General features: G+C 69.7%; 23 protein-coding genes and 4 tRNA genes. 13 read left to right on the top strand and 14 right to left on the bottom strand.

Translation table 11 applies throughout. The features are described from left to right. Nucleotides 1-129: 129 nt before the first annotated feature. From AB0M47_RS36650 to AB0M47_RS36640, 3 genes are all read right to left on the bottom strand, one after another. Entirely contained in the window at nucleotides 130-930 is an 801-nt protein-coding gene (locus AB0M47_RS36650) for a hypothetical protein (protein WP_363422383.1), read from the bottom strand. Continuing rightward, on the bottom strand, nucleotides 930-1,127 hold the full coding sequence (locus tag AB0M47_RS36645; protein WP_363422381.1) for a hypothetical protein: 198 nt from the start codon (nucleotides 1,125-1,127) through the stop codon (nucleotides 930-932). Before AB0M47_RS36645 ends, AB0M47_RS36650 begins: the two co-directional genes overlap by 1 nt. Nucleotides 1,128-1,191: 64 nt before the next feature. Continuing rightward, the gene (locus AB0M47_RS36640) at nucleotides 1,192-1,512 is read right to left on the bottom strand and encodes a hypothetical protein (protein ID WP_363422379.1); all 321 of its coding nucleotides are present in this window, start codon (nucleotides 1,510-1,512) and stop codon (nucleotides 1,192-1,194) included. A gap of 457 nt (nucleotides 1,513-1,969) precedes the next feature. Between AB0M47_RS36640 and AB0M47_RS36635 the strand changes: the two genes are divergently transcribed. Beyond that, nucleotides 1,970-2,254 carry a hypothetical protein gene (locus AB0M47_RS36635; RefSeq protein WP_363422377.1) on the top strand — a complete coding sequence of 95 codons (285 nt, stop codon included), beginning with the start codon at nucleotides 1,970-1,972 and terminating at the stop codon, nucleotides 2,252-2,254. Between the two features lie 34 nt (nucleotides 2,255-2,288). Here AB0M47_RS36635 and AB0M47_RS36630 read toward each other — a convergent pair whose 3' ends face one another. Beyond that, nucleotides 2,289-3,626: an ABC transporter substrate-binding protein gene (locus AB0M47_RS36630; protein WP_363422375.1), complete on the bottom strand. Its 1,338-nt coding sequence runs from the start codon at nucleotides 3,624-3,626 to the stop codon at nucleotides 2,289-2,291. A 125-nt stretch (nucleotides 3,627-3,751) separates the two neighbouring features. Between AB0M47_RS36630 and AB0M47_RS36625 the strand changes: the two genes are divergently transcribed. The 3 genes from AB0M47_RS36625 to AB0M47_RS36615 are packed head-to-tail and all read left to right on the top strand — an operon-like array spanning nucleotide 3,752 to nucleotide 4,704. Next, nucleotides 3,752-4,141: a hypothetical protein gene (locus tag AB0M47_RS36625; RefSeq protein WP_253758841.1), complete on the top strand. Its 390-nt coding sequence runs from the start codon at nucleotides 3,752-3,754 to the stop codon at nucleotides 4,139-4,141. A gap of 27 nt (nucleotides 4,142-4,168) precedes the next feature. Further along, nucleotides 4,169-4,405 (top strand): hypothetical protein, encoded by a 237-nt coding sequence (locus tag AB0M47_RS36620; protein WP_253758844.1) that lies wholly within the window; start codon nucleotides 4,169-4,171, stop codon nucleotides 4,403-4,405. Then, a complete protein-coding gene (locus AB0M47_RS36615; RefSeq protein WP_253758846.1) occupies nucleotides 4,402-4,704 on the top strand; it encodes a type II toxin-antitoxin system PemK/MazF family toxin in 303 nt (100 codons plus the stop codon). The genes AB0M47_RS36620 and AB0M47_RS36615 overlap by 4 nt, the downstream gene beginning before the upstream one ends. Before the next feature lie 83 nt (nucleotides 4,705-4,787). On the opposite strand, the gene AB0M47_RS36610 is transcribed toward AB0M47_RS36615, so the two are convergent. The 4 genes from AB0M47_RS36610 to AB0M47_RS36595 form a co-directional block, all read right to left on the bottom strand. Next, a tRNA-Phe gene (locus tag AB0M47_RS36610) sits at nucleotides 4,788-4,861 on the bottom strand. Nucleotides 4,862-4,903: 42 nt separating this feature from the next. Continuing rightward, a tRNA-Asp gene (locus tag AB0M47_RS36605) sits at nucleotides 4,904-4,980 on the bottom strand. 33 nt (nucleotides 4,981-5,013) lie between these two features. After that, nucleotides 5,014-5,086, bottom strand: a tRNA-Glu gene (locus tag AB0M47_RS36600). A gap of 150 nt (nucleotides 5,087-5,236) precedes the next feature. After that, entirely contained in the window at nucleotides 5,237-5,824 is a 588-nt protein-coding gene (locus tag AB0M47_RS36595) for a polysaccharide deacetylase family protein (RefSeq protein ID WP_363422372.1), read from the bottom strand. On the opposite strand from AB0M47_RS36595, the gene AB0M47_RS36590 reads away from it, so the two are divergent. Then, the gene (locus AB0M47_RS36590; protein ID WP_253758850.1) at nucleotides 5,802-6,098 is read left to right on the top strand and encodes a hypothetical protein; all 297 of its coding nucleotides are present in this window, start codon (nucleotides 5,802-5,804) and stop codon (nucleotides 6,096-6,098) included. The genes AB0M47_RS36595 and AB0M47_RS36590 overlap by 23 nt on opposite strands. Nucleotides 6,099-6,569: 471 nt before the next feature. Here AB0M47_RS36590 and idi read toward each other — a convergent pair whose 3' ends face one another. Beyond that, complete coding sequence (gene idi, locus AB0M47_RS36585; protein WP_363422369.1) at nucleotides 6,570-7,112, bottom strand: isopentenyl-diphosphate Delta-isomerase; 543 nt, start codon at nucleotides 7,110-7,112, stop codon at nucleotides 6,570-6,572. After that, nucleotides 7,109-8,596 carry a phytoene desaturase family protein gene (crtI, locus tag AB0M47_RS36580; RefSeq protein WP_363422367.1) on the bottom strand — a complete coding sequence of 496 codons (1,488 nt, stop codon included), beginning with the start codon at nucleotides 8,594-8,596 and terminating at the stop codon, nucleotides 7,109-7,111. The genes idi and crtI overlap by 4 nt, the downstream gene beginning before the upstream one ends. Nucleotides 8,597-8,690: 94 nt before the next feature. Here crtI and AB0M47_RS36575 point away from each other — a divergent pair, with 94 nt between their 5' ends. Beyond that, complete coding sequence (locus AB0M47_RS36575) at nucleotides 8,691-9,575, top strand: phytoene/squalene synthase family protein (protein WP_363422365.1); 885 nt, start codon at nucleotides 8,691-8,693, stop codon at nucleotides 9,573-9,575. Between the two features lie 16 nt (nucleotides 9,576-9,591). On the opposite strand, the gene AB0M47_RS36570 is transcribed toward AB0M47_RS36575, so the two are convergent. Further along, on the bottom strand, nucleotides 9,592-10,152 hold the full coding sequence (locus tag AB0M47_RS36570; protein ID WP_363422363.1) for an NAD(P)H-dependent oxidoreductase: 561 nt from the start codon (nucleotides 10,150-10,152) through the stop codon (nucleotides 9,592-9,594). Nucleotides 10,153-10,271: 119 nt separating this feature from the next. Between AB0M47_RS36570 and AB0M47_RS36565 the strand changes: the two genes are divergently transcribed. The 3 genes from AB0M47_RS36565 to AB0M47_RS36555 all read left to right on the top strand — a co-directional run bounded on the left by AB0M47_RS36565 (nucleotide 10,272) and on the right by AB0M47_RS36555 (nucleotide 11,778). Continuing rightward, the gene (locus AB0M47_RS36565; protein ID WP_363422361.1) at nucleotides 10,272-11,072 is read left to right on the top strand and encodes an isocitrate lyase/phosphoenolpyruvate mutase family protein; all 801 of its coding nucleotides are present in this window, start codon (nucleotides 10,272-10,274) and stop codon (nucleotides 11,070-11,072) included. A 117-nt stretch (nucleotides 11,073-11,189) separates the two neighbouring features. Further along, on the top strand, nucleotides 11,190-11,375 hold the full coding sequence (locus tag AB0M47_RS36560) for a DUF397 domain-containing protein (RefSeq protein ID WP_253758860.1): 186 nt from the start codon (nucleotides 11,190-11,192) through the stop codon (nucleotides 11,373-11,375). A gap of 118 nt (nucleotides 11,376-11,493) precedes the next feature. Further along, nucleotides 11,494-11,778, top strand: coding sequence for a hypothetical protein (locus AB0M47_RS36555; protein ID WP_363422359.1), 285 nt, complete (start codon nucleotides 11,494-11,496; stop codon nucleotides 11,776-11,778). Between the two features lie 2 nt (nucleotides 11,779-11,780). Here the strand turns inward: AB0M47_RS36555 and AB0M47_RS36550 are convergent. Then, nucleotides 11,781-11,852, bottom strand: a tRNA-Lys gene (locus tag AB0M47_RS36550). A gap of 117 nt (nucleotides 11,853-11,969) precedes the next feature. Here AB0M47_RS36550 and AB0M47_RS36545 point away from each other — a divergent pair. Continuing rightward, complete coding sequence (locus AB0M47_RS36545; RefSeq protein ID WP_253758863.1) at nucleotides 11,970-12,173, top strand: hypothetical protein; 204 nt, start codon at nucleotides 11,970-11,972, stop codon at nucleotides 12,171-12,173. Nucleotides 12,174-12,273: 100 nt separating this feature from the next. On the opposite strand, the gene AB0M47_RS36540 is transcribed toward AB0M47_RS36545, so the two are convergent. Further along, nucleotides 12,274-12,846: a TetR/AcrR family transcriptional regulator gene (locus AB0M47_RS36540; protein WP_363422356.1), complete on the bottom strand. Its 573-nt coding sequence runs from the start codon at nucleotides 12,844-12,846 to the stop codon at nucleotides 12,274-12,276. 107 nt (nucleotides 12,847-12,953) lie between these two features. Here AB0M47_RS36540 and AB0M47_RS36535 point away from each other — a divergent pair, with 107 nt between their 5' ends. Together AB0M47_RS36535 and AB0M47_RS36530 are read left to right on the top strand one after the other, a co-directional pair. Beyond that, the gene (locus AB0M47_RS36535) at nucleotides 12,954-14,024 is read left to right on the top strand and encodes an alpha/beta hydrolase (protein ID WP_363422354.1); all 1,071 of its coding nucleotides are present in this window, start codon (nucleotides 12,954-12,956) and stop codon (nucleotides 14,022-14,024) included. Nucleotides 14,025-14,149: 125 nt separating this feature from the next. Next, complete coding sequence (locus AB0M47_RS36530; protein ID WP_363422352.1) at nucleotides 14,150-14,701, top strand: hypothetical protein; 552 nt, start codon at nucleotides 14,150-14,152, stop codon at nucleotides 14,699-14,701. Nucleotides 14,702-14,776: 75 nt separating this feature from the next. Here AB0M47_RS36530 and AB0M47_RS36525 read toward each other — a convergent pair whose 3' ends face one another. Next, a complete protein-coding gene (locus AB0M47_RS36525; protein ID WP_363422385.1) occupies nucleotides 14,777-16,849 on the bottom strand; it encodes a S9 family peptidase in 2,073 nt (690 codons plus the stop codon). A 245-nt stretch (nucleotides 16,850-17,094) separates the two neighbouring features. On the opposite strand from AB0M47_RS36525, the gene AB0M47_RS36520 reads away from it, so the two are divergent. Then, nucleotides 17,095-18,222 carry an FAD-binding oxidoreductase gene (locus tag AB0M47_RS36520; RefSeq protein WP_363422350.1) on the top strand — a complete coding sequence of 376 codons (1,128 nt, stop codon included), beginning with the start codon at nucleotides 17,095-17,097 and terminating at the stop codon, nucleotides 18,220-18,222. The last annotated feature ends 43 nt before the right edge of the window (nucleotides 18,223-18,265 follow it).

Genomic DNA, 18,265 nt, shown 5'->3' with positions numbered 1-18,265 from the left:
CGCATCAGGGTTCTGGGTCGAATCTTGGGCCAAGATTCGACCCAGAACCCTGATCCAGTGCCACTGCGGATCGAGTGCCACCGTGGATCCAGGGCTACCGCGGATCCAGTGCGACCGCGCCCCGAGCACCTAGCGCGCCGGGGGACCGTCCCGCAGCACGGAGCCGGAGGCGAGCCGCGTACCCGCGAACTCGACCATTCCGTCGGCCAGGTCGGCCCGGCGGAGGTCGATCCGCCCGCCCGCGATGAGCGCCCCGATGAACAGCACGTACGCGCCGACGAGCCGGGCAGCGGTGAACGTGACGCCTCCGCCGAGGCACCGCATGCCGTAGAAGACCAGTTTGCCGTGCGCGAGGCTGGCCCGGGTGAAGTCGAGCGCGCCGGCGCTGACCACGGTCAGCGAGAAGTCGACCGTCGCGCCCGTGAAGGTCGCGCCGGTGAAGTCGAGCCGCCCGCCGTCGAAGACCGCTCCCGTGAAGTCGACGAGGCCGCCTTCGAACGCTGTCCCGGTGAAGTCCACCTGCCCACCGGCGAAGACCGCGTCCGCGAAGCCGACGTGCTGCTGGGTGAAGGTCGCGCCGCGCAGGACGAACCGTCCACCGGTGAAATGAGCGCCGCGGAACGTGCGCGCTGGGATCAACGCCCCGGTCAGGTCCATGTCGAAGCCGCCCCAGCCGTCGTCGCGGCGCAGCCGGTCACCGAGCACCGCCAGCGCCTCGCCCGCTTGCGGGCCGCCCTCGCGTACGTGGGCGCACAGCGCGTCGACGCACCGCTGCCGTCCGATCGGCCACGCGTCGGCCAGCTCCGCGATGCTCAGGGCCGCGCCCGGCTCATTCTCCGCGAGACGTTGCCGCAGCCGCGCCAGCTCCGGTCGGCGGGTCAATCGCCACCACCAAGGGGTACGCCCAACGGTGCGGTCGACGTCGGTCATCAGCGTCCCACCGCCTCGAGCCGGTAGGTTCCGGCCGGGAGGGCGCCGTAGTAGCGGGCGAATCGGATCTCGTCGACCTGGCCGGTGAGCGTAAGCAGCCGGGCGTGCAGCGCCGAGTCGCTGTCCACGATGTAGTGGTAGGCCCCGTCGCGGATCTCCCAGCGCCGGGTCAGGGTCAATTCGATCGTCAGGCTCATCCGCGGGGTTCCCTTCGCTGTCGCCGTCGCTGGGGTGGGGCCGGTGGGCCCCACCCCGGTTTCCTCAGGCCGTTCGCCGCCGGTGCCAGAACCAGCCGACCGTGGGCGTCCCGAGCACCGCGGCGGTGACCGCGGCGACGGTGGCTCCGGGGCCGGCCGAGTAGCCCCGGCACAGCACCACCGCCAGGATCACCATCACCGCGGTGGCGGTGACGACGACCACGAACTCTCCGGTCCGGCCCATGCGGTCGTGGGTCTGGAGAGTGAACCGTTTGTTGACGAAATCCAGCTGGATCGCGTCCAGCGGCCGCCAGGCGTACGGCGCCCGGTACGCCTCCGCGGACGGCTCCTCCTCCCAGACCTGCTCTTCCTCGGCCTCTCCCATGCCGCGTCTCTCCTGTCCAGGTCCTCGACGTCGACTCCACCGCGTTCGTAACCGTGCGTAGCGTACATCAGTTGTTCTCACGTATCACGCCTCAAGATATGCCTGATTGCTGCATGCGAAGATCACGACGACTCATGCCACACCGGACATGCTAGGACAGGGATACCGCACTTCCTGGACGCCAATGACCGTCGTTTCCGGACTGTTATCAGCGGAAACCACGAAGAGTAAGGACCGAAGTAATCCGGGGGCCGACCTGGTGTATCACCAGCGCCCGGCGATCACGATGTGGTCGACAGTCGCACACAGTGTGCGCTATCGTGGTCGTGACATACAGCAGAACGTAGCGGTACGATTACCCGGCTGCACGCGCCGCCGATGAGAAACAAAGGGTGGCACCCGTCGCAGCGGGTACCACCCAGTCCAAACCCCCTGCGCAAACAAGGAGTTGGACCCCATGAGTGTGCAACACACGATGTCCGAGGACACCCAGGGAGATGACGACAGTCGCGTACCCGACAAGGGTGCCGGCGGCTCGTTGACGAGGGTCACCGCCAACTTCACGCCGCGCGCGATGAAGGCGATCGACCGGATCTCCACGAAGACCGGCGACTCGAAGACCGACATCCTGAATAAATCGGTGATGATGTATGAGGCCTTCCTCGAACTCCTGGAGCGCAGCGACAGCGAGACGCTGACCGTGAAGCTCAAGGACCGCGAGGTCGACCTCTGGCTCTTCTGAGCCGAACCCGGCTCTGCCGAGCCGGCGCGTCCGCTCAGCCGGCGGTACGCGGATCCACACCGGCCGCGGCCAGTTCCAGGATGGCGTAGGTCGATTCGGTGAGGCCGATGATGAGCACGCCCTCCGGGCCGAACTCCTTCACCTGCGCGGCCTGGTCCGGGATCTTGAGATCCTCGGGCTTGCCGCTGGCCGGGACGTCGTAGCCGACGACCTGGATGTCGATCTCGTCGACCCCCGCCTTGATCAGCTCGGCCTTGACGCCCTGCTGCAGACCCTCGCCGTACGCGTCCTTCCGGTACACGATGCTGATCTTGCGCAGGCCGTCCCGCATGATGACGTCGGCCAGCGCCCGGGACTGGAGCTCGTCCGACGGCGCCGCCCGGAAGAAGAAGCCGCCGTCGTCGATCGCGCTGAGCGCGGCCGAGGTCGCCGACGGCGCGAACAGGATGACCTTGCGGGACGCCGCCTCGGGGATGAGCTTGGTCGCCACGCCGGAGCTGCTCGGTCCGAAGAACATCTGAGCGCCCTGCGCGATCTGCGCGTCCATGGCGGCCTTGCCCTTGTCGGCGTTGGTGCCGTCGTCACCGTCGAGGAACTGCACCGGCTTGCCCAGTACGCCGCCCGCCGCGTTGATCTCCTGAATCGCCAGCTTGGCGCCGGCCCGCTTGGGCGGGTTGCTGCCGGAGTTGGTGCCGGTGATCGCGGTCAGCCCGCCGATGATCAGCGGAGCACCGCTCTCCTTGACCGAGGTCTTCACCGGCGCCGGACCCGGGTCGGTGGACGCGGCCGCCTCGCTGCCCGCCCCGACGTACTCCGTGAGCTGCTTGTTGATCTGGCTGTCCGCGCTGAAGTGCAGCGTCCCGTACGACGTGGTGGAGGGCTCGCCCTTGTCCTTGAACCCGGTCTTCACCGTGATGCCGACGTAGCGGAGGTCGGTGCCCTTGCGGGCCAGCGCCAGACAATCCTCCGGAGTGGAGCAGTCCTTGCCGCCGATCGTCACGCCGTTGACGTAGTTCTTGACGACGGTCGCGTCGGTCGTCCGGGCCAGCTGCGTCGCCAACGCCATGATGACCATCACGTCGTACGACTCACCGGCGTACGAGTAGTCCTTGAGATTGGGGTCGATGGCCCGCAGACGGGCCTTGAACTCCTCGCTGATCGCGGTGAGCGGGGTGGTGCCCTTCATGCCGTCGATGAGGCCGGGCTGCGCCTTGCCCACCGGCTCGCCGATGGTGTTCTTCATGTTGCCGTCGGCGCCGTAGAACCTGATCGACTGATGGCTGCTCGTCGGCTCGTCCTTCTCGCCGCAGGCGGCGACGCTCAGCGCCAACGCGGCGCACAGAAACAGTCGGATCCCGGGCGTTGGGCGCATGAGGGGTCGCCTTCCTGAACGATCAACTCGCCCCGGAGACTAGCGCGCTCCGGGTTCTGTCGGGAAGTGGTCATCAAAGTTGTGCCTGACCGGTTGCGTTGACATCGCGTCGTACGCTCCCAATCGTGACCGCCGATCCCCACCGCGTCTTCGAGGACGCGGCGCTGCTGCTCGACCAAGCCCTGGCGGGCGACCGGGCGGCGGCGGTCGAAACCGTCGGCACCGTCGTCGGTGGCCAGGGTATTTCCGGCGCGCTCGGGGTGGCCTGGTGTCTCGCCGGCACGATCACCGGCGACGGGAACCCGTCGGGTCTGTGGTCCCTCGACTTCCCCGAGATCGACGAGGCTCAGTATGACGCACGCTGGGTCGCCCGATTCATCAGCGCGTACCTGAACGAGGACGAGCCGACGGCCCAGGCGCTAGTCGGAGCGGCCCAGGAGGACGGACGCCTGGAGGACTGCCTGCTCACCCTCGCCGGATCGACGGTGGCCACGCTGCATCATCGCGAGCACTGAAGCGGCCGACGTGTCATCATTTCGGGCATGTCGCAGGTGAACCTGATGACCTCACTGCCCGAACACGCGCTGGACGTCCTGCGCGACCGAGCCCGCCACGACGGCGTACCGCTCGGAGAGTGGCTCGCCCGCGCGATCTACGACAAGGCGACCCGCGACAGCGGGGCCGACCCGGCCCGCAAGGACGCCGCCCGACGCCGGCGCTTCATCGCGGACACCGAAGCCGACCGGCTCCGCCACTTCCGCCAGGTCGAATCCGCGTGAACCGGGGCGTGGTGTGGGACTACTCGCCCGCCTCCGGACCATCCGTACGCGTCGTGGTGCTCTCCAACGAGATCCACAACTCGGTCTCCTGGCCGGTGTGCGCGTACCTGACGCGACGGGCGACGCCGCTGGTGCCCACGATGGTCCCGCTGGCCGACCCCGATCCGGTGGGCGGCGCGGTCGACCTCGCGACCCTCGGCACGATCAACCCGGATCGGCTCTCCGGACCGGTGGGCATGCTCACGGGGGCGAGTCTGGCTCGGATCGGTGAGGCGGTCCGGGCGCTCTTCGGCCTCTAGCCGGCTCGGCGATCTGCCCGAGAAGGCGATCTGCCCGAGAAACGCGAAATGACCAGGCTCGAAGCCTGGTCATTGAAGGGAGGTGGCCAGGGGCGGGGTCGAACCGCCGACCTTCCGATTTTCAGTCGGACGCTCGTACCAACTGAGCTACCTGGCCGTTCAACACGAACGCCGCGCACACTACGCGCGGCGTCAGCGCTGGCGGTCCTGACGGGACTTGAACCCGCGACCTCCGCCTTGACAGGGCGGCGAGCACTCCAACTGCTCCACAGGACCTTGCTTCGGGAGACTGTACCAGTCTCCCTTCCGTGCCCCCAACGGGATTCGAACCCGTGCTACCGCCTTGAAAGGGCGGCGTCCTAGGCCGCTAGACGATGAGGGCGGCCGAACCATCATCGCACATTGCGACTCAGGCTGTTTTGCTCCCATCCGGCCCCGCCGGAGGCCTGCAAAGCATATGCGATGCCCTCCCGGCCCGCCAAATCGACCTACCGCAAAGCGTCGACCGGGCGGGCCACGGCGTACGCACAGGTCAAGCCGTGCCTGGTGGAAGCGCTCGGAGAACGAACTTGGCTTTCAACGCGGGCAGGATCTGATGGAGGGCCGAGTTGGTCTGGCTCCTATCGCCGCCGCCGTCGTGCATGAGCACGATCGAGCCCGGCGAAGTGTGACCGACGACACGGCTGACGATCTGGGCGACGCCGGGACTCTTCCAGTCCCAGGGGTCGACGCCCCAGCCGAGCGGGACCTTGCCCATCTCCTTGAGCAGCTTCACCTCGCCGGCCGTCCACTCGCCGCCCGGCTGACGGAAGTAGCGAATGGGCACCCCGGGGACGACGGCGTGGATCGCCGCGTCCGTACGCGCGATGTCCGCCTTGATCTGAACATCCGTGCGGTGGCCGAGGCGCAGGTCATGCGACCAGCTGTGGTTGCACAGGGTGTGGCCCTCCGCCACCATCCGGCGTACGAGCGCGGCGTTGGCCTTCACCTGGCGTCCGATCAGGCAGAACGTCGCCTTGATGCCGGCCGCCTTCAGTTGGTCGAGCACCTTCGGCGTCCACGTCGGCTGTGGGCCGTCGTCGAAGGTCAGCGCGACCGTGAGATTCCCCGTCCGGCTCATCACGGAGCCCTTCGGCGGCTTCGACTCGTCCACTTTCCGCGCCGGCACCGTGGTCGGCGACGGAGACGGTTTCGGCGACGCGGACGGGCTGGCCGAGGCCGACGGCGCGGCGGTCGCCGACACGTTCGCGTCCGGCTTCGACGGACCTGACAGGCAACTGCCCAAGGCCGCGACCCCGAGGATCGCGACGAACCCGGCGCTGGCCACCGACCGGCGGGCCCGCGACGAGAGCACGCTCGACCCGCGAGACCACGCTCGCAGTCGGCGCAATTGATTCACCAACCACGGCCCGAACGCCGCCAACGCTCTGATCAGCAGACGGCCGGCCGCTTTGAGCAGGCGCGATAGGCCCGCACCGGTTCGACCCGCCAGTTCACGGGCACGGGGCACCGGCATGCTTCCCTCCCCAGGACGGCTGCCGGCGTACCGGGGGCGGTAACCCTCACGCGGTTCCCCGCAGACCACCGTGAGGGCCGCCAGCAGTCACAAGCGCCCAGCCTTCCATGGCCGGGCCGAGTTCGCGAGTCCGACTCGCGAGATACGCGTCGATCATGGTGTTTCCGGTCACGACACACCGTCGAGACCACAGTTAACTCCATGATCAACGCGGAGAGAGCGGGGCGAGCGCGGGGAAGCGAGCCGGAGGCGAGCGGGAGGCGAGCAGGAGGCGAGCAGGAGGCGAGCAGGAGGCGAGCCGGAGGCGAGCGGGAGGCGAGCGGGAGGCGAGCGGGGAGGGAGGAGAGCGTCAGCGAAGGGCGAGCGAGGTGACCCCGGCCAGCCAAGGCGAGTAGTGCGAAGGATTCGCGGCCATGGCCGTACGCAGGTCACCCGGGTCGACCCACCGGACGGCGGCGACCTCGGCCGGATCAGGCCGCAGGGTGAGCAGATCCGCGTCGACGATGCCGAGGAGCACGTGGTCGTACTCGTGCTCGACGAGGCCGGTGTCCGGGTCGTCGGCCCGGTAGAGGTGGACGCCGACTTCGGTCAGGCTGAGGTCGTCGAGCACGCCGAGTTCTTCGGCCAGCCGGGTCAGCGCCGCGTCGACCACGGTGGTGCCGGGCGACGGGTGCCCACAGCAGGCGTTGGCCCAGCGCAGCGGGAACCGGGTCTTCACAGCGGCTCGCTGTTGCAGGAGCAGGCGGCCGGAGGTGTCGAGCAGGTGCACGGAGAACGCCCGGTGCAGCCGCCCGGGGGCGGTGTGGGCGTCGGCGACGGTCGCCGCGCCCGTCGGCTCACCGGTCGGGGAGACCAGCTCCACCAGCAGCGATTCGCGAACGGAAGAGGTCATGCCAGGTCTCCTGTGATCCGGCGGGCGGCGAGCTTGCCCGAGATGAGAACCATCGGTACGCCCACGCCCGGCTGGGTCCCGCTGCCCGTGAACACCACGTTGGACAGGCCGGGATGCAGGTTGCCGGGCCGGAACGGACCGGTCTGCGCGAACGTGTGGGCGTACGAGAACGGGCTGCCGGCGATGTGGCCCTCCCGGGCCCAGTCCGCCGGGGTCACCACGTGCGAGACCTCGAGGTCCAGGCCGAGGTCGTAGTAGCCGCGCTCCTCCAGCGTCGCCATCAGCTCACCGGCGTACCGGCGGCTCATCGCGGTCGTCCAGGTGACGGGGGCCACCGTGAGGTTGGGCACAGGCGCCAGCACGTAGTACGTCTGCCGGCCGGGTGGCGCGGCGGTGTCGTCGGTCTTCGTCGGGTTCGTGACGAGCAAGGAGGGGTCGGTCATCAGTTCCCCGCGGTCGATGACCTCCTCGAACGTACGCTCCCAGGCCCGCCCGAAGTGCAGGTTGTGGTGGGCGATTCCGGCGTACTGGGCGCGCGCGCCGAGGTGCAGGACGACGCAGCTGGGACTCGGCCGCAGCCGCTCCAGCCGGGCCGGGGCCGGCGTCGGAAGCAGTGAGAACGCGGCGGCCAGGTCCGGGTTCAGCACGACGACGTCGGCCGGTATGCGTTCCCCGTCGACGGTGTGCACCGCGACCGCCCGGTCGCCGCGCGTCTCCACTCCGGACACGATGGTGTCGTAGCGGAAGGTGACGCCGTGCTTGACCGCGACGTCGGCCAGCGCCTGCGGCACGGCCTGCATACCACCGCGCGGGTGAAACACGCCCGCCACGGTGTCCAGGTAGGAGATCACCGCGTACAGGGCGAGGGCGTGATCGGGGGCCAGCCCGGCGTAGAGCGCCTGGAAGGAGAAGATCCGCCGGGTTCGGGGGTCGCTGAAGAACTGCGAGATCTTCGGCCCGAGCCGGCGGAACCCCCCGGTCAGCGCGAGCTTGATCAGGTTGGCCGTGAGCAGGTCGCGTGGCCCGTCCAGGTTCTTGTCGATGAAGTCCTGGCGTTCGAGCCGCCACAGCCGCTCGGCCCAGACCACGAACCGGCGGTAGCCGGCGGCCTCCCGGGCGCCGCACAACTCGGCGACGGCCTGCTCCATCCGGTCCTGGTCGGCCGTGACGTCCAGGGTGCTGCCGTCCGGATAGTGCGCCCGGTACGCCGGGTCCAGCCGGATCAGATCGAGCCAGTCGTCCAGGTCCTCCCCGACCGCCGCCATCGGCTCGGCGAGCAGGTCGGGCGCGGTCAGCACGGTCGGCCCCAGGTCGAAGCGATAGCCGTCCAGCTCCAGCCGACCGGCCCGGCCGCCGGGGATGCCGGCCCGCTCGATCACGGTGACGTCCCGGCCGGCGCCGGCCAGGTGCAAGGCGCAGGCCAGCCCACCGAGGCCCGCCCCGACGACTATGACCCGATTTGTCTGACCGGAGATGGTTCGCACGTTTCGAATAGTCGCACGCGGCTCCCGGCGAACCCGCACCGGCAGGCCCCGTACCCTTGCGTTCTGGTGATTATCCGACAGAGCTGGGAGACGGGTGAACGAGCAGGTCGCGGCGGCGTACCAGCGATGCCGGGAGCTCCATCGCCGCCATGGTCGCAGCTACTACCTGGCGACCCGTCTGCTGCCCGCCGCGTCCAGGCGGCACGTGCACGCGCTCTACGGCTTCACGCGTACCGCTGATGACATGGTCGACACTCCCGGCCGGGAGCATCCCGCGGAGGCCCTGGCCCACCTGCGCGATCGCCTGCACGCGGGGCTCGCGGACCCGGCGGCGGTGGCCGACGACCCGATCCTGCCGGCCGTCGTGCGGACCGTGCGCGAGCTGGATCTTGACGTCGCGGACCTGGACCGGTTCGTCGCGAGCATGGCGATGGATCTCACGATCACCCGCTACGAGACCTACGACGACCTGCTCGTCTACATGGATGGATCGGCGGCGGTGATCGGCACGATGCTGCTGCCGATCCTCGCCCCCGCCGATCGGGCCGCCGCCCGCGAGCCCGCGCGCCAGCTCGGCCTGGCCTTCCAGCTCACCAACTTCATCCGCGACATCGCGGAGGACCTCGGTCGTGGCCGCGTCTATCTCCCGCAGGCGGACCTGCGGGAGCACGGCGTCCGCGTCGAAGATCTCCAGGCGGCCACCGCCGGGCGCGCGCTGCGTGCGGCCGGTCCCGCCACGGAGCCCATCCGTTCCCTCATCGGGTACGCCATGAGCCGTGCCCGGATCCACTACGCGGCAGCGCAGCCGGGCATCGACCTGCTGCCACCTGCGTCGGCGCGCTGCGTGCGAGTGGCGCACCGGGTCTACGGCGCGATCCTCGACGAGGTCGAGGCACGCGGCCGGGACGTGTTCGGCGAACGCGTCGTCGTCCCCCCGGTACGCCGCATCCGCCTAGCGCTCAGCGCCCTACGACGGTGACCTCATGCCCCTGACTTCACGCCCCTGACTTCACGGCGGTGACGAGTGCCACGAAGTCGGTGATCGACTGCCGCATCCGCTTGGCCTGCTTCGGATCGACGAGGAGGCCGTCCGCGGTGAACGCGGTGTCGGCCTGGGCGACCGAGATCATCTCGGGAAACATCCGCGCGCCGAGATGCTCCAGCGGTACGCGCAACGCCCACAGGCCGCGGTTGCCGCCGGTCAGCCGGGGCGAGGCGCTCATGAGCAGACCGTGATGCCCCCAGAACGGCTGTGGCTTCAAGCGCGACACCCAGTCGACGAGGTTCTTGACCGTGCCGGGAACGCTGGCGTTGTACTCCGGGCTGACCAGCAGAAACGCGTCCACCGCCCGCAGTCGCTCAGCGAATCGCCGTGCCCCGTCCGGTACGCCCTGGCCGTCCTCGGCGCCGGCGTCGTACCCGGGCACCTGGAATTCGGCGTACGCGGCGAGGTCGACGTCGACGCCGCCCTCCCGGAGGAGGGAGGCGGCCAGCTCGGCCAGCGTCACGTTGAACGACCCCGGGCGCAGCGAGGCGCCCATCACCAAGAAGCGCACCGCCTGATCCTGTCATCCCGCTCCAGGCGACCGGTGAAACCCGGGGCTGGCGTTTGACGGATGATTCAGGTGGGACCGAATCAATACCGGCAGCCGGACGGCCCGCCGAAACTTGGCTCATGACTCACGCCGAACTGTTCCGTTCCCTCCACGTTCCCGGTCGCCCGCTCGTTCTCGCCAACGCCTGGGACGCCGCCAGCGCCGCCCTGGTGGCCGCCGCCGGTGCACCGGCCGTCGCCACGACCAGCGCCGGGGTCGCCTGGAGTCTCGGCGCGCCCGACGGCGACGTGCTAGCCCGCGAGCAGGCAGTCGAGCTGATCGCGCGGATCGTCCGGGCGGTCGGCGTACCGGTGACGGCCGACATCGAGTCAGGCTTCGGCGCCACCCCGGACGAGGTCGCCGAAACGGTCCGGGCGGTCGTCGCGGCGGGCGCGGTCGGCATCAACATCGAGGACAATTCCCACGGCGGCCCGGCCGTGCTCCGCCCCGTCGCCGAGCAAGCCGAACGGCTGGCCGCAGTACGCGACGCCGCCGCGGACTCGGGGCTCTTCGTCAACGCCCGGATCGACACCTACCTGGCCGGTGCCGGTGGGCTGGACGAGACGGTGGAACGCGCGATCGCGTACCTGGCGGCCGGGGCGGACGGCGTCTTCGTGCCGGGTGTCGCCGACCCCGCGACGGTGAAGGAACTCGTGGCCGCCATTCCCGCGCCGGTGAACATCCTCGTCGGCCCCGGTTCCCCGACCGTCGCCGAACTGGCCGACCTGGGCGTGGCCCGCGCCAGCCTCGGATCGTCGATCGCGCAGGCCGCGTACGCCCTGGTGCGCCGGGCCGCCGAGGAGGCGTACGCCCACGGCACCTATGAGTCCGTTGTGGACTCCGTCGACTACGGAACCCTGAACGGGCTTCTGCGGCGCTGAACGGCAGCTCGCCTGGGAGAAGATCGGCTAGGCCTGTCGGGCCACAGTGGAGGCCGCGCTGTGGTATGACAAACCGGACATCCGCACTGGATCGACATCTCACCCAGGGAGCCCGAATTGCTCACCGAGCAGTGGCACACCAGCACGCGTAGCAACGACACCAACTGCGTCGAGGTCCGCGCCCGTCGCGGGCAGGTCGAAGTCCGCGACTCCAAGGACCGCGACCACGACATGCTGGTGTTCTCCGCCAACGCGTGGGAGTCGTTCGTCGACGGCGTGAAGGCCGGCGAGTTCGACTCCTGAGTACGCCGACGGCCCCCACCCTCGCCGGGGTGGGGGCCGCCGCATATCCGCCGCCGCATATCCGCCGCCGCATATCCGAGGGGCAGCAGCGAATGCGTCGCGCTGACATCCTGACGCGGTGACCCGCACTCGCGCGCTGTTGATGTCGATCGCCGGCGGTCTGCTCGTCATCGTCGCCGCCTGCACACCCTTGGAACCGATCCTGAACTGGGCGAGCGGCGGCCTTCCCTACCAGGATCCGACCGAAGAGATGCTCGCCAAGCAGGCCGCCGAACAAGCCGCCGCCGCACGAAACGCGATGTTCTGGCTGGTCGTCGCCGGTGCCCTGGCCGCTATCGGGGTGGCGCTGCTGGTCGCCGGCATCTGGGGCGTACGCCGAACCCGCCGGCCCGCCGGCTCATGAAGTGGGGCATGTAGGACTCGAACCTACAACCTACGGATTAAAAGTCCGCAGCTCTGCCATTGAGCTAATGCCCCGCCGCCAGAAGGGTACCGGAAACAGCCGGGTCAGCGCGTCGCGGAGGGCAAGATCGCTTTATCCGGTGGCGTCCGGTGACCGCATCCATGACAGACATGTCCGTTATGCTGTCCGGCGTGCATTTGACCTTCATCCGCAAGACCGCACTTTCGAACGAGAACAACTGCCCTTCCCTGTACAAGACCGACCGCGACACGTACATCGTCCAGGGCTGGCGGGTCACCGACCCGGAGACCCTGGAGCAGTTGGACATCCCCGGGCACGAGACGGTCGTCGAGGTGCCCAGCGACGTTCTCGCCGAGATAGCCCGTTCCATCTGATCGCCGTCGACGACGCGCCGCCCTCGCCGGGGCGGCGCGTTTCGCGTCTGTGCCGCCTGGTCACCCCGACGGACGATCATGACGCGCGAAGAGGCGTGGGTCAGGTGGAGAGCGGCGCCAGCGACCGCACGGCGCTGACGAACTGTGCCCCGGTGAGCGCGCTGTCCGGGTCGACGAGCCATTGGGTGGCCACCCCGCCGAGCAGCGCCTGGTAGAAGGTGCCGAGCGCGAGCGCTTCCGCCTCGGTGGGCGTACCGCCGGCGAAGTCGCCGAAGAGTTCGGCCAGGGCCAGGCGGGCGCCGCGGTTGGCGGCCGCGAAGGTTTCCTGCATCTCCGGGTCGAGCCGGCCCAGCACCTCGAACTGGACACTCCAGAGCGGACGGTGGGCGGCGAAGGACTGCAGGACTTGGGTCCAGGCGGACTCCAGGCGCTGCGCCGGGGTGGCCGCGGGGTCGGCTTCGACCGCCATCGTGCGGCCCAGGTCCTCACCCCATTCTTCCAGCGCCTGAAGCAGCGCCGTGTTCATCAGGGCTTCCTTGGTGCCGTAGTGATAGCCGATCGCCGCGAGGCTCACGCCGGCGGCGGTGGCCACGTCCCGCGCGGTCGTGCGCGCGTACCCCTTCTCATAGAGGCAGCGCTTGGCGCCCTCCAGCAGATCCTCTCGATTTCCCATGCCGAAGAAGGTAGCACAACCGTCTTGCACATTTGTCTAAGACGGTTGTACAGTCATCCCAGCCGCCGCACGGCAGGCGAAAATCCCCTCGCGGAAGGAAAACCGAAATGATCGAGACCGTCGCTGCCACCGCCGCCGCCGTCATCGCGCTCCCCGTCGTGGGCGCTCTGGGTTATCGGGCGGTACGCCGCTCGGCGACCGCGAAGCACCTGGCGATCACCACCCCGAACGGCATCGCTGAGGAGCACTACCTGCGGGTCGGCGGAGTCGAGCAGTGGGTGCAGATCCGGGGCGAGGATCGGGCCAACCCCGTCCTGTTCGTCCTGCACGGCGGCCCCGGCTCGCCGTACGCGGTCTTCACGCCGCTGATCCGATCGTGGGAGAAGCACTTCACGGTGGTGCAGTGGGACCGCCGGGGCGTCGGCAAGACCCGGGCTCGCAGCGGCGCCGCCGATCCGGCCGTCAACACGTTCGCCCAGTCGGCCGACGACGCCGTCGAGGTGATCGACTTCGTCCGGGGGCACCTGGACCAGGACAAGGTCGTGCTGCTCGCGGGCTCGATGGGGACGCTGCTCGGCCTGCCGCTGGCCCGCCGCCGACCGGACCTGTTCTCGGCGCTCGTCTGCACCGACATGTACACCGACATGTATCGCAACGAGCAGGACGGCTACCGCCTGGCGATGGAGCGCGTACGCGCGGCCGGCAACACCAAGGCGATCGCGGCACTGGAGAAGATCGGCGACGACCCGAACCGGTGGGACCTGCGGGCCTGGCAGGTGAAGATGGACGTGACGATGAAGACCGACCCGGTCACCCCGAACGGCGTCGCCAAGCTGCTGTTCCCGCTCGCCATGACGTCGCCGCTGTATTCCCTGTCCGGCGTGAAGCACCTGCTGGCCGGGTTCATGGACACGCAGAAGCAGATGCACGACGAGGTGATGCGCTACAACGCGTACGCCGACGGCACGCGCTTCGAGGTCCCGTTCGTCCTGCTGCAGGGCGCTTTGGACGTGCTGACCCTGACCGGGCCGGCGGTCGAGTTCTTCGAACGGGTGGACGCCCCGGCCAAGGCGATGGCGCTGATCGACGACGCCAGCCACTTCGCCGCCTTCACCCAGCCCGACCGGTTCCTGACCCAACTCCTCGCGCACGTCCGTCCGATGGTGACGGCCAGTTGATCAGCCATCGGCCGTTCGGCCATCTTGCGCCCGGACTCCGCGTGTCGCGTACGCGGAGACGGGCGCGAGGCCGTAGGGTGCGCACCGCTCTGCCACACCCCTCATAGCTGGGAGCACAAACCGAAATGAGTGACGGATACGTCCCTCGCGTCAACGTGATCAGCCGGCTCGGCGCCGGCGTCATCGGTGGCGTGCTCGGCGGCGTGGTGCTCGCCGCCGTCCTCTACTTCCTGGACGAAATCCACGCGTACGGCCGTCTGGTCGGGCAGGAGTCGACCCAGAACGACATCGTGGTCGCCCTGTTCGTGTGCGGCTTCGCCGGCGCGGTCTTCGGCATCTTCATCGGCCGGTTCGTCACCGGGCAGCTCATCCCCGCCACCGGCGTCGGGCTCGTCTTCGGCACCGTCTGGTACCTCGTCCTGCAGCTGATCGTGCTCCAGATCCGCGGCGGATCGCTGCTGGACATGGGCAAGAACGGGCTGATCGTGCTGGGGGCGTACGTCATCTTCGGCGCGGCCACCGCCATCATGTACTCGGAGTTCGGCCCGCGGCGGCAGTACCGCCGGTACCGCCGCCGGACCGGCGACTACGAGCTGGAGTACGTGCCCCGGTTCCGCCGCAGCGGCTCCCGCAGCAGCACGCGCCGTCGCCGTCGCCGCCGGGACGACGACGACTGAGCGCACAGAACCAACCGGATCAGGGATATGGGTCGAATCTTGGGTCAAGATTCGACCCATATCCCTGATCTGCTGCTAACGAGAGCCGACGAGGGTGAGGATCCAGGCGACCATGAAGGCCTCTTCCTTCCAGGCGTCGTACCGCCCGGACGGGCCGCCGTGCCCGGCTCCCATCTCGGTCTTGAGCAGGTAGTCCCCGTCCGGTGCGATCGCCCGCAGCCGGGCGATCCACTTCGCCGGCTCGTGGTAGAGGACCCGGGTGTCGTTGAGCCCGCCCATCGCGAGGATCGCCGGATAGTGCTGCGGCCGGACGTTCTCGTAGGGCGAGTAGCTCTTCATGTAGGCGTACACCTCGGGGGATTCCAGCGGGTTGCCCCACTCCTCCCACTCGGTCACGGTCAACGGCAGGTCCGGCCGCAGGATCGTGTTCAGCGCGTCGACGAACGGCACCTGCGCCACGATGCCCGCGAACAGCTCGGGCGCGAGGTTGGCGACCGCGCCGACGAGCAGGCCGCCGGCCGACCCGCCCCGGGCCACCGTCCGATCCGGACTCGTCCAGCCGCTCTTCTGCAGGTGCCGGGCTGACGCCGCGAAGTCGGTGAACGTGTTCTTCTTCGCGGTGAGCTTGCCCTCCTCGTACCAGCGGCGGCCCAGCTCCCCGCCGCCCCGGATGTGCGCGACGGCGAAGACGACACCGCGGTCCACGAGGGACAGCCGTGGGATGGAGAACCAGGGGTCCATGCTCGTCTCGTACGACCCGTAGCCGTAGAGGACACAGGGCGCCGACCCGTCGCGAGGCGTACCGGCAAGGCACATCAGCGAGATCGGGACCCGGGTGCCGTCGTCGGCCACCGCCCACTCCCGATGCTGCTCGTAGCGATCCGGGTCGAAGCCGCCGAGCACCGGCTTGCGCTTGCGCAGCACCAGTTGCTCGTCGGCCGGGGCGTCCAGCACGAAGTCGTAGACCGAGTCGGGTGTGACCAGCGAGGTGTAGCCCAGCCGGATCACCCGCGCCAGGTAGTCCGGGTTGTCGCCGAGGCCGACCGTGTAGATCGGCTCCGGGAACGCGATGTCGAACGGCTCGCCCGCCTTCGGCAGTACCCGCAGCCCGGTCAGACCGTTGCGGCGCAGGGACACCACGACGTGCGTCGCGAACGCGTCCACCCCCTCCAGGCGTACCCCTCGCTGATGCGCGATGAGCGGGGCCCACTCGGCGGGAGCGTCGATCGGAGCTGTGGCCAGCTCGAAGTCCTCCGCGCCGTCGTTGTGGAGCACGAGCAGACGGTCGCCGTCGGGCTCTACCGTGTACTCCACGCCCTGGCGCCGCGCGCGGACCGTGCGTGGCGCGGCGGCCGGTTCGGTGGCCGGGATGAGCCAGGCCTCGCTCGTGACCTTGCTGTGCGCCTCGATGACCAGGTACTCCTCGGAGCGCGACAGCTCGGCGCCGAGCCAGAACCGCTCGTCGGCCTCCTCCAGGACCAGCGCGTCGGCCGCGCGGTCGGTCCCCAGCTGGTGCCGCCACACACGGTTCGGCCGCCACGCCTCGTCGACCGTGAGGTAGAGGAGCGTCCCGGCGTCCGCCGACCAGGCCGCGCCGTAGAAGACGTCGTCGAGGACGTCCGGCAGGTCCGCGCCGGTCGCCAGGTCCTTGACGCGCAGGGTGAAGCGCTCGTCACCGGTGAAATCCGTCGAGTACGCGAGCAGCCGCCCGCCGGGCGCGACGTCGAACGCGCCGAGCTGGAAGAACTCGTGGCCCTCGGCGAGCTGGTTGCCGTCGAGCAGGATCTCCTCGCCGGGCAGCGCACCCCCGTCGCTCTGCGGCGGTGTCGAATCGTCGAAGGCGGCGAGTACGCGGCACTGGATGCCGTACTGCTTGCCCTCCTCCTGACGCGTGTAGTACCAGTAGCCGCCCTTGCGGACCGGCACCGACAGGTCGGTCTCCTGGGTCCGGCGTTTGATCTCCGCGAACACCGTCTCCTGGAGCGCCTTCTGACCGGCGGTCCGCTGCTCGGTGTACGCGTTCTCCGCCGTCAGGTAGGCGACCGTGTCCGGGTCTTCCTTGTCCAGCAGCCAGGCGTACTCGTCGATCACCTCGTCGCCGTGGTGCCGGCGGATGTCCGCGGCCCGCTTCGCCACCGGCGCCTTGATCGAGAGAGTAGAGATCTGAGTAGGAGCGTTGGTCACACGGTGAGGTTACCGACCCACTGGCTGTATTGCGCCCGGTCGAGTGAAGGACTAAAATATCGAACGGTTGTTCTAATGCGGTACGAAATGCGGTAACGAGGGGAAACCCTTGCCGGCACCGCCGTTTCGCGTCCATCGGCTCCCAGTGAGGCGGGCAGATGATACCCATTCCGCGTACGCTCGCGGCAGCTCGCGCTCTGGAGGGCACTGTGCCGATCCGGGCTCCGATCGGCACCGGCCGGTGGACCGCCCGCCCGCAGCGTCTCGACGAGGTCGCGACCGTTCTCCGATTCGCCGCCGAGAAGGGCCGTGAGGTGCGTCCGCGCGGCGCCGCCACCAAGGCCTCCTGGTTCGCCGAGCCCTCTGATGTGGACATCACGCTGAGCACCGGTGATCTGAGCGCCTGGCACTACGAGCCGGGCAGTCCGGTCGTCACCGTCGGGGCGGGCGTGCCGCTGCAGGTCGCCCAGGTCCGGCTCGCGGCGTACGGCTTGCGCCTGGCGCTCGACCCGAGGTCGCCCGGCGCGACGGTCGGCGGCATCCTCGCCACCGACGAGGCGGGCCCGATCTCGATGCGCTTCGGCCGCCCGAGTGAGCAACTGCGCGGAGCCTGGGGCGTCCGCGCCGGTGGCACCCTGATCGCCCTCGGCGACCCCGACCCGGCCAGCGGCCCGGTGCGGCCGGAGTCCGCCGAGCACCACCCGGATCCGGCCGACCGCCGCTGGCTGCCGACCGGCGTCCTGGTGAGCGCGACCCTGCCGGTCCAGTCGATGCCCCCGGCCAGCCGATACGTGTCTCACGACGTGGCCTCCCCGCTGGAGGTCGGCGACCTCATGGCGCGGATGGAGGCGTGCTGTTCCGTGCCGACCGCGATCGAACTCGACCTGCCGGCCCTGTCGGAGTCCCGGATCGGCTACGTCGGCACGCTGACCGTGCTCGTCGAGGGTTCGGTCGCGAGCGCCACCGACCGAGCCGGCGAACTCGCCGACGCGTTCGGGCCGAAGACGGGCTTCCACGACGTCGCGCCCGAAGGCTGGGCGCGTTACCCGTGGCGGCGCGGCGCCGACATCGCCGTCCGGATGGACGCGCCGGCCGACGCGCTCGCCTCCGTGGCGTACGCCATGCGCGACGCGGCCAACGCACCCGTCGCGTTCCGGGCCAGCCTCGGCGCCGGAGTCGGCTACGCGGCGATCCCCGCCAACCTGCCGGCCGAGGTCATCCGAGCCGTCCTCGAAACGTGCCGCGACGTGCTCATGGGTCGCGGCGGCGAGGTCACCGTGCTCGCCGCGCCGGCCGAACTCCGCCGAATCATCGGCCTGGAGCGCCTGTACGCCTGACCGAGCCCGCCGCGCCGCCCGCCAACCCCCTCGGCTGGGCGGC

The organism is Hamadaea sp. NPDC051192 (assembly GCF_040682475.1).
Classification (GTDB): domain Bacteria; phylum Actinomycetota; class Actinomycetes; order Mycobacteriales; family Micromonosporaceae; genus Hamadaea; species Hamadaea flava.
The sequence above is the reverse complement of the archived record's forward strand: the minus strand, read 5'-3'. Positions and strand labels throughout refer to the sequence as shown.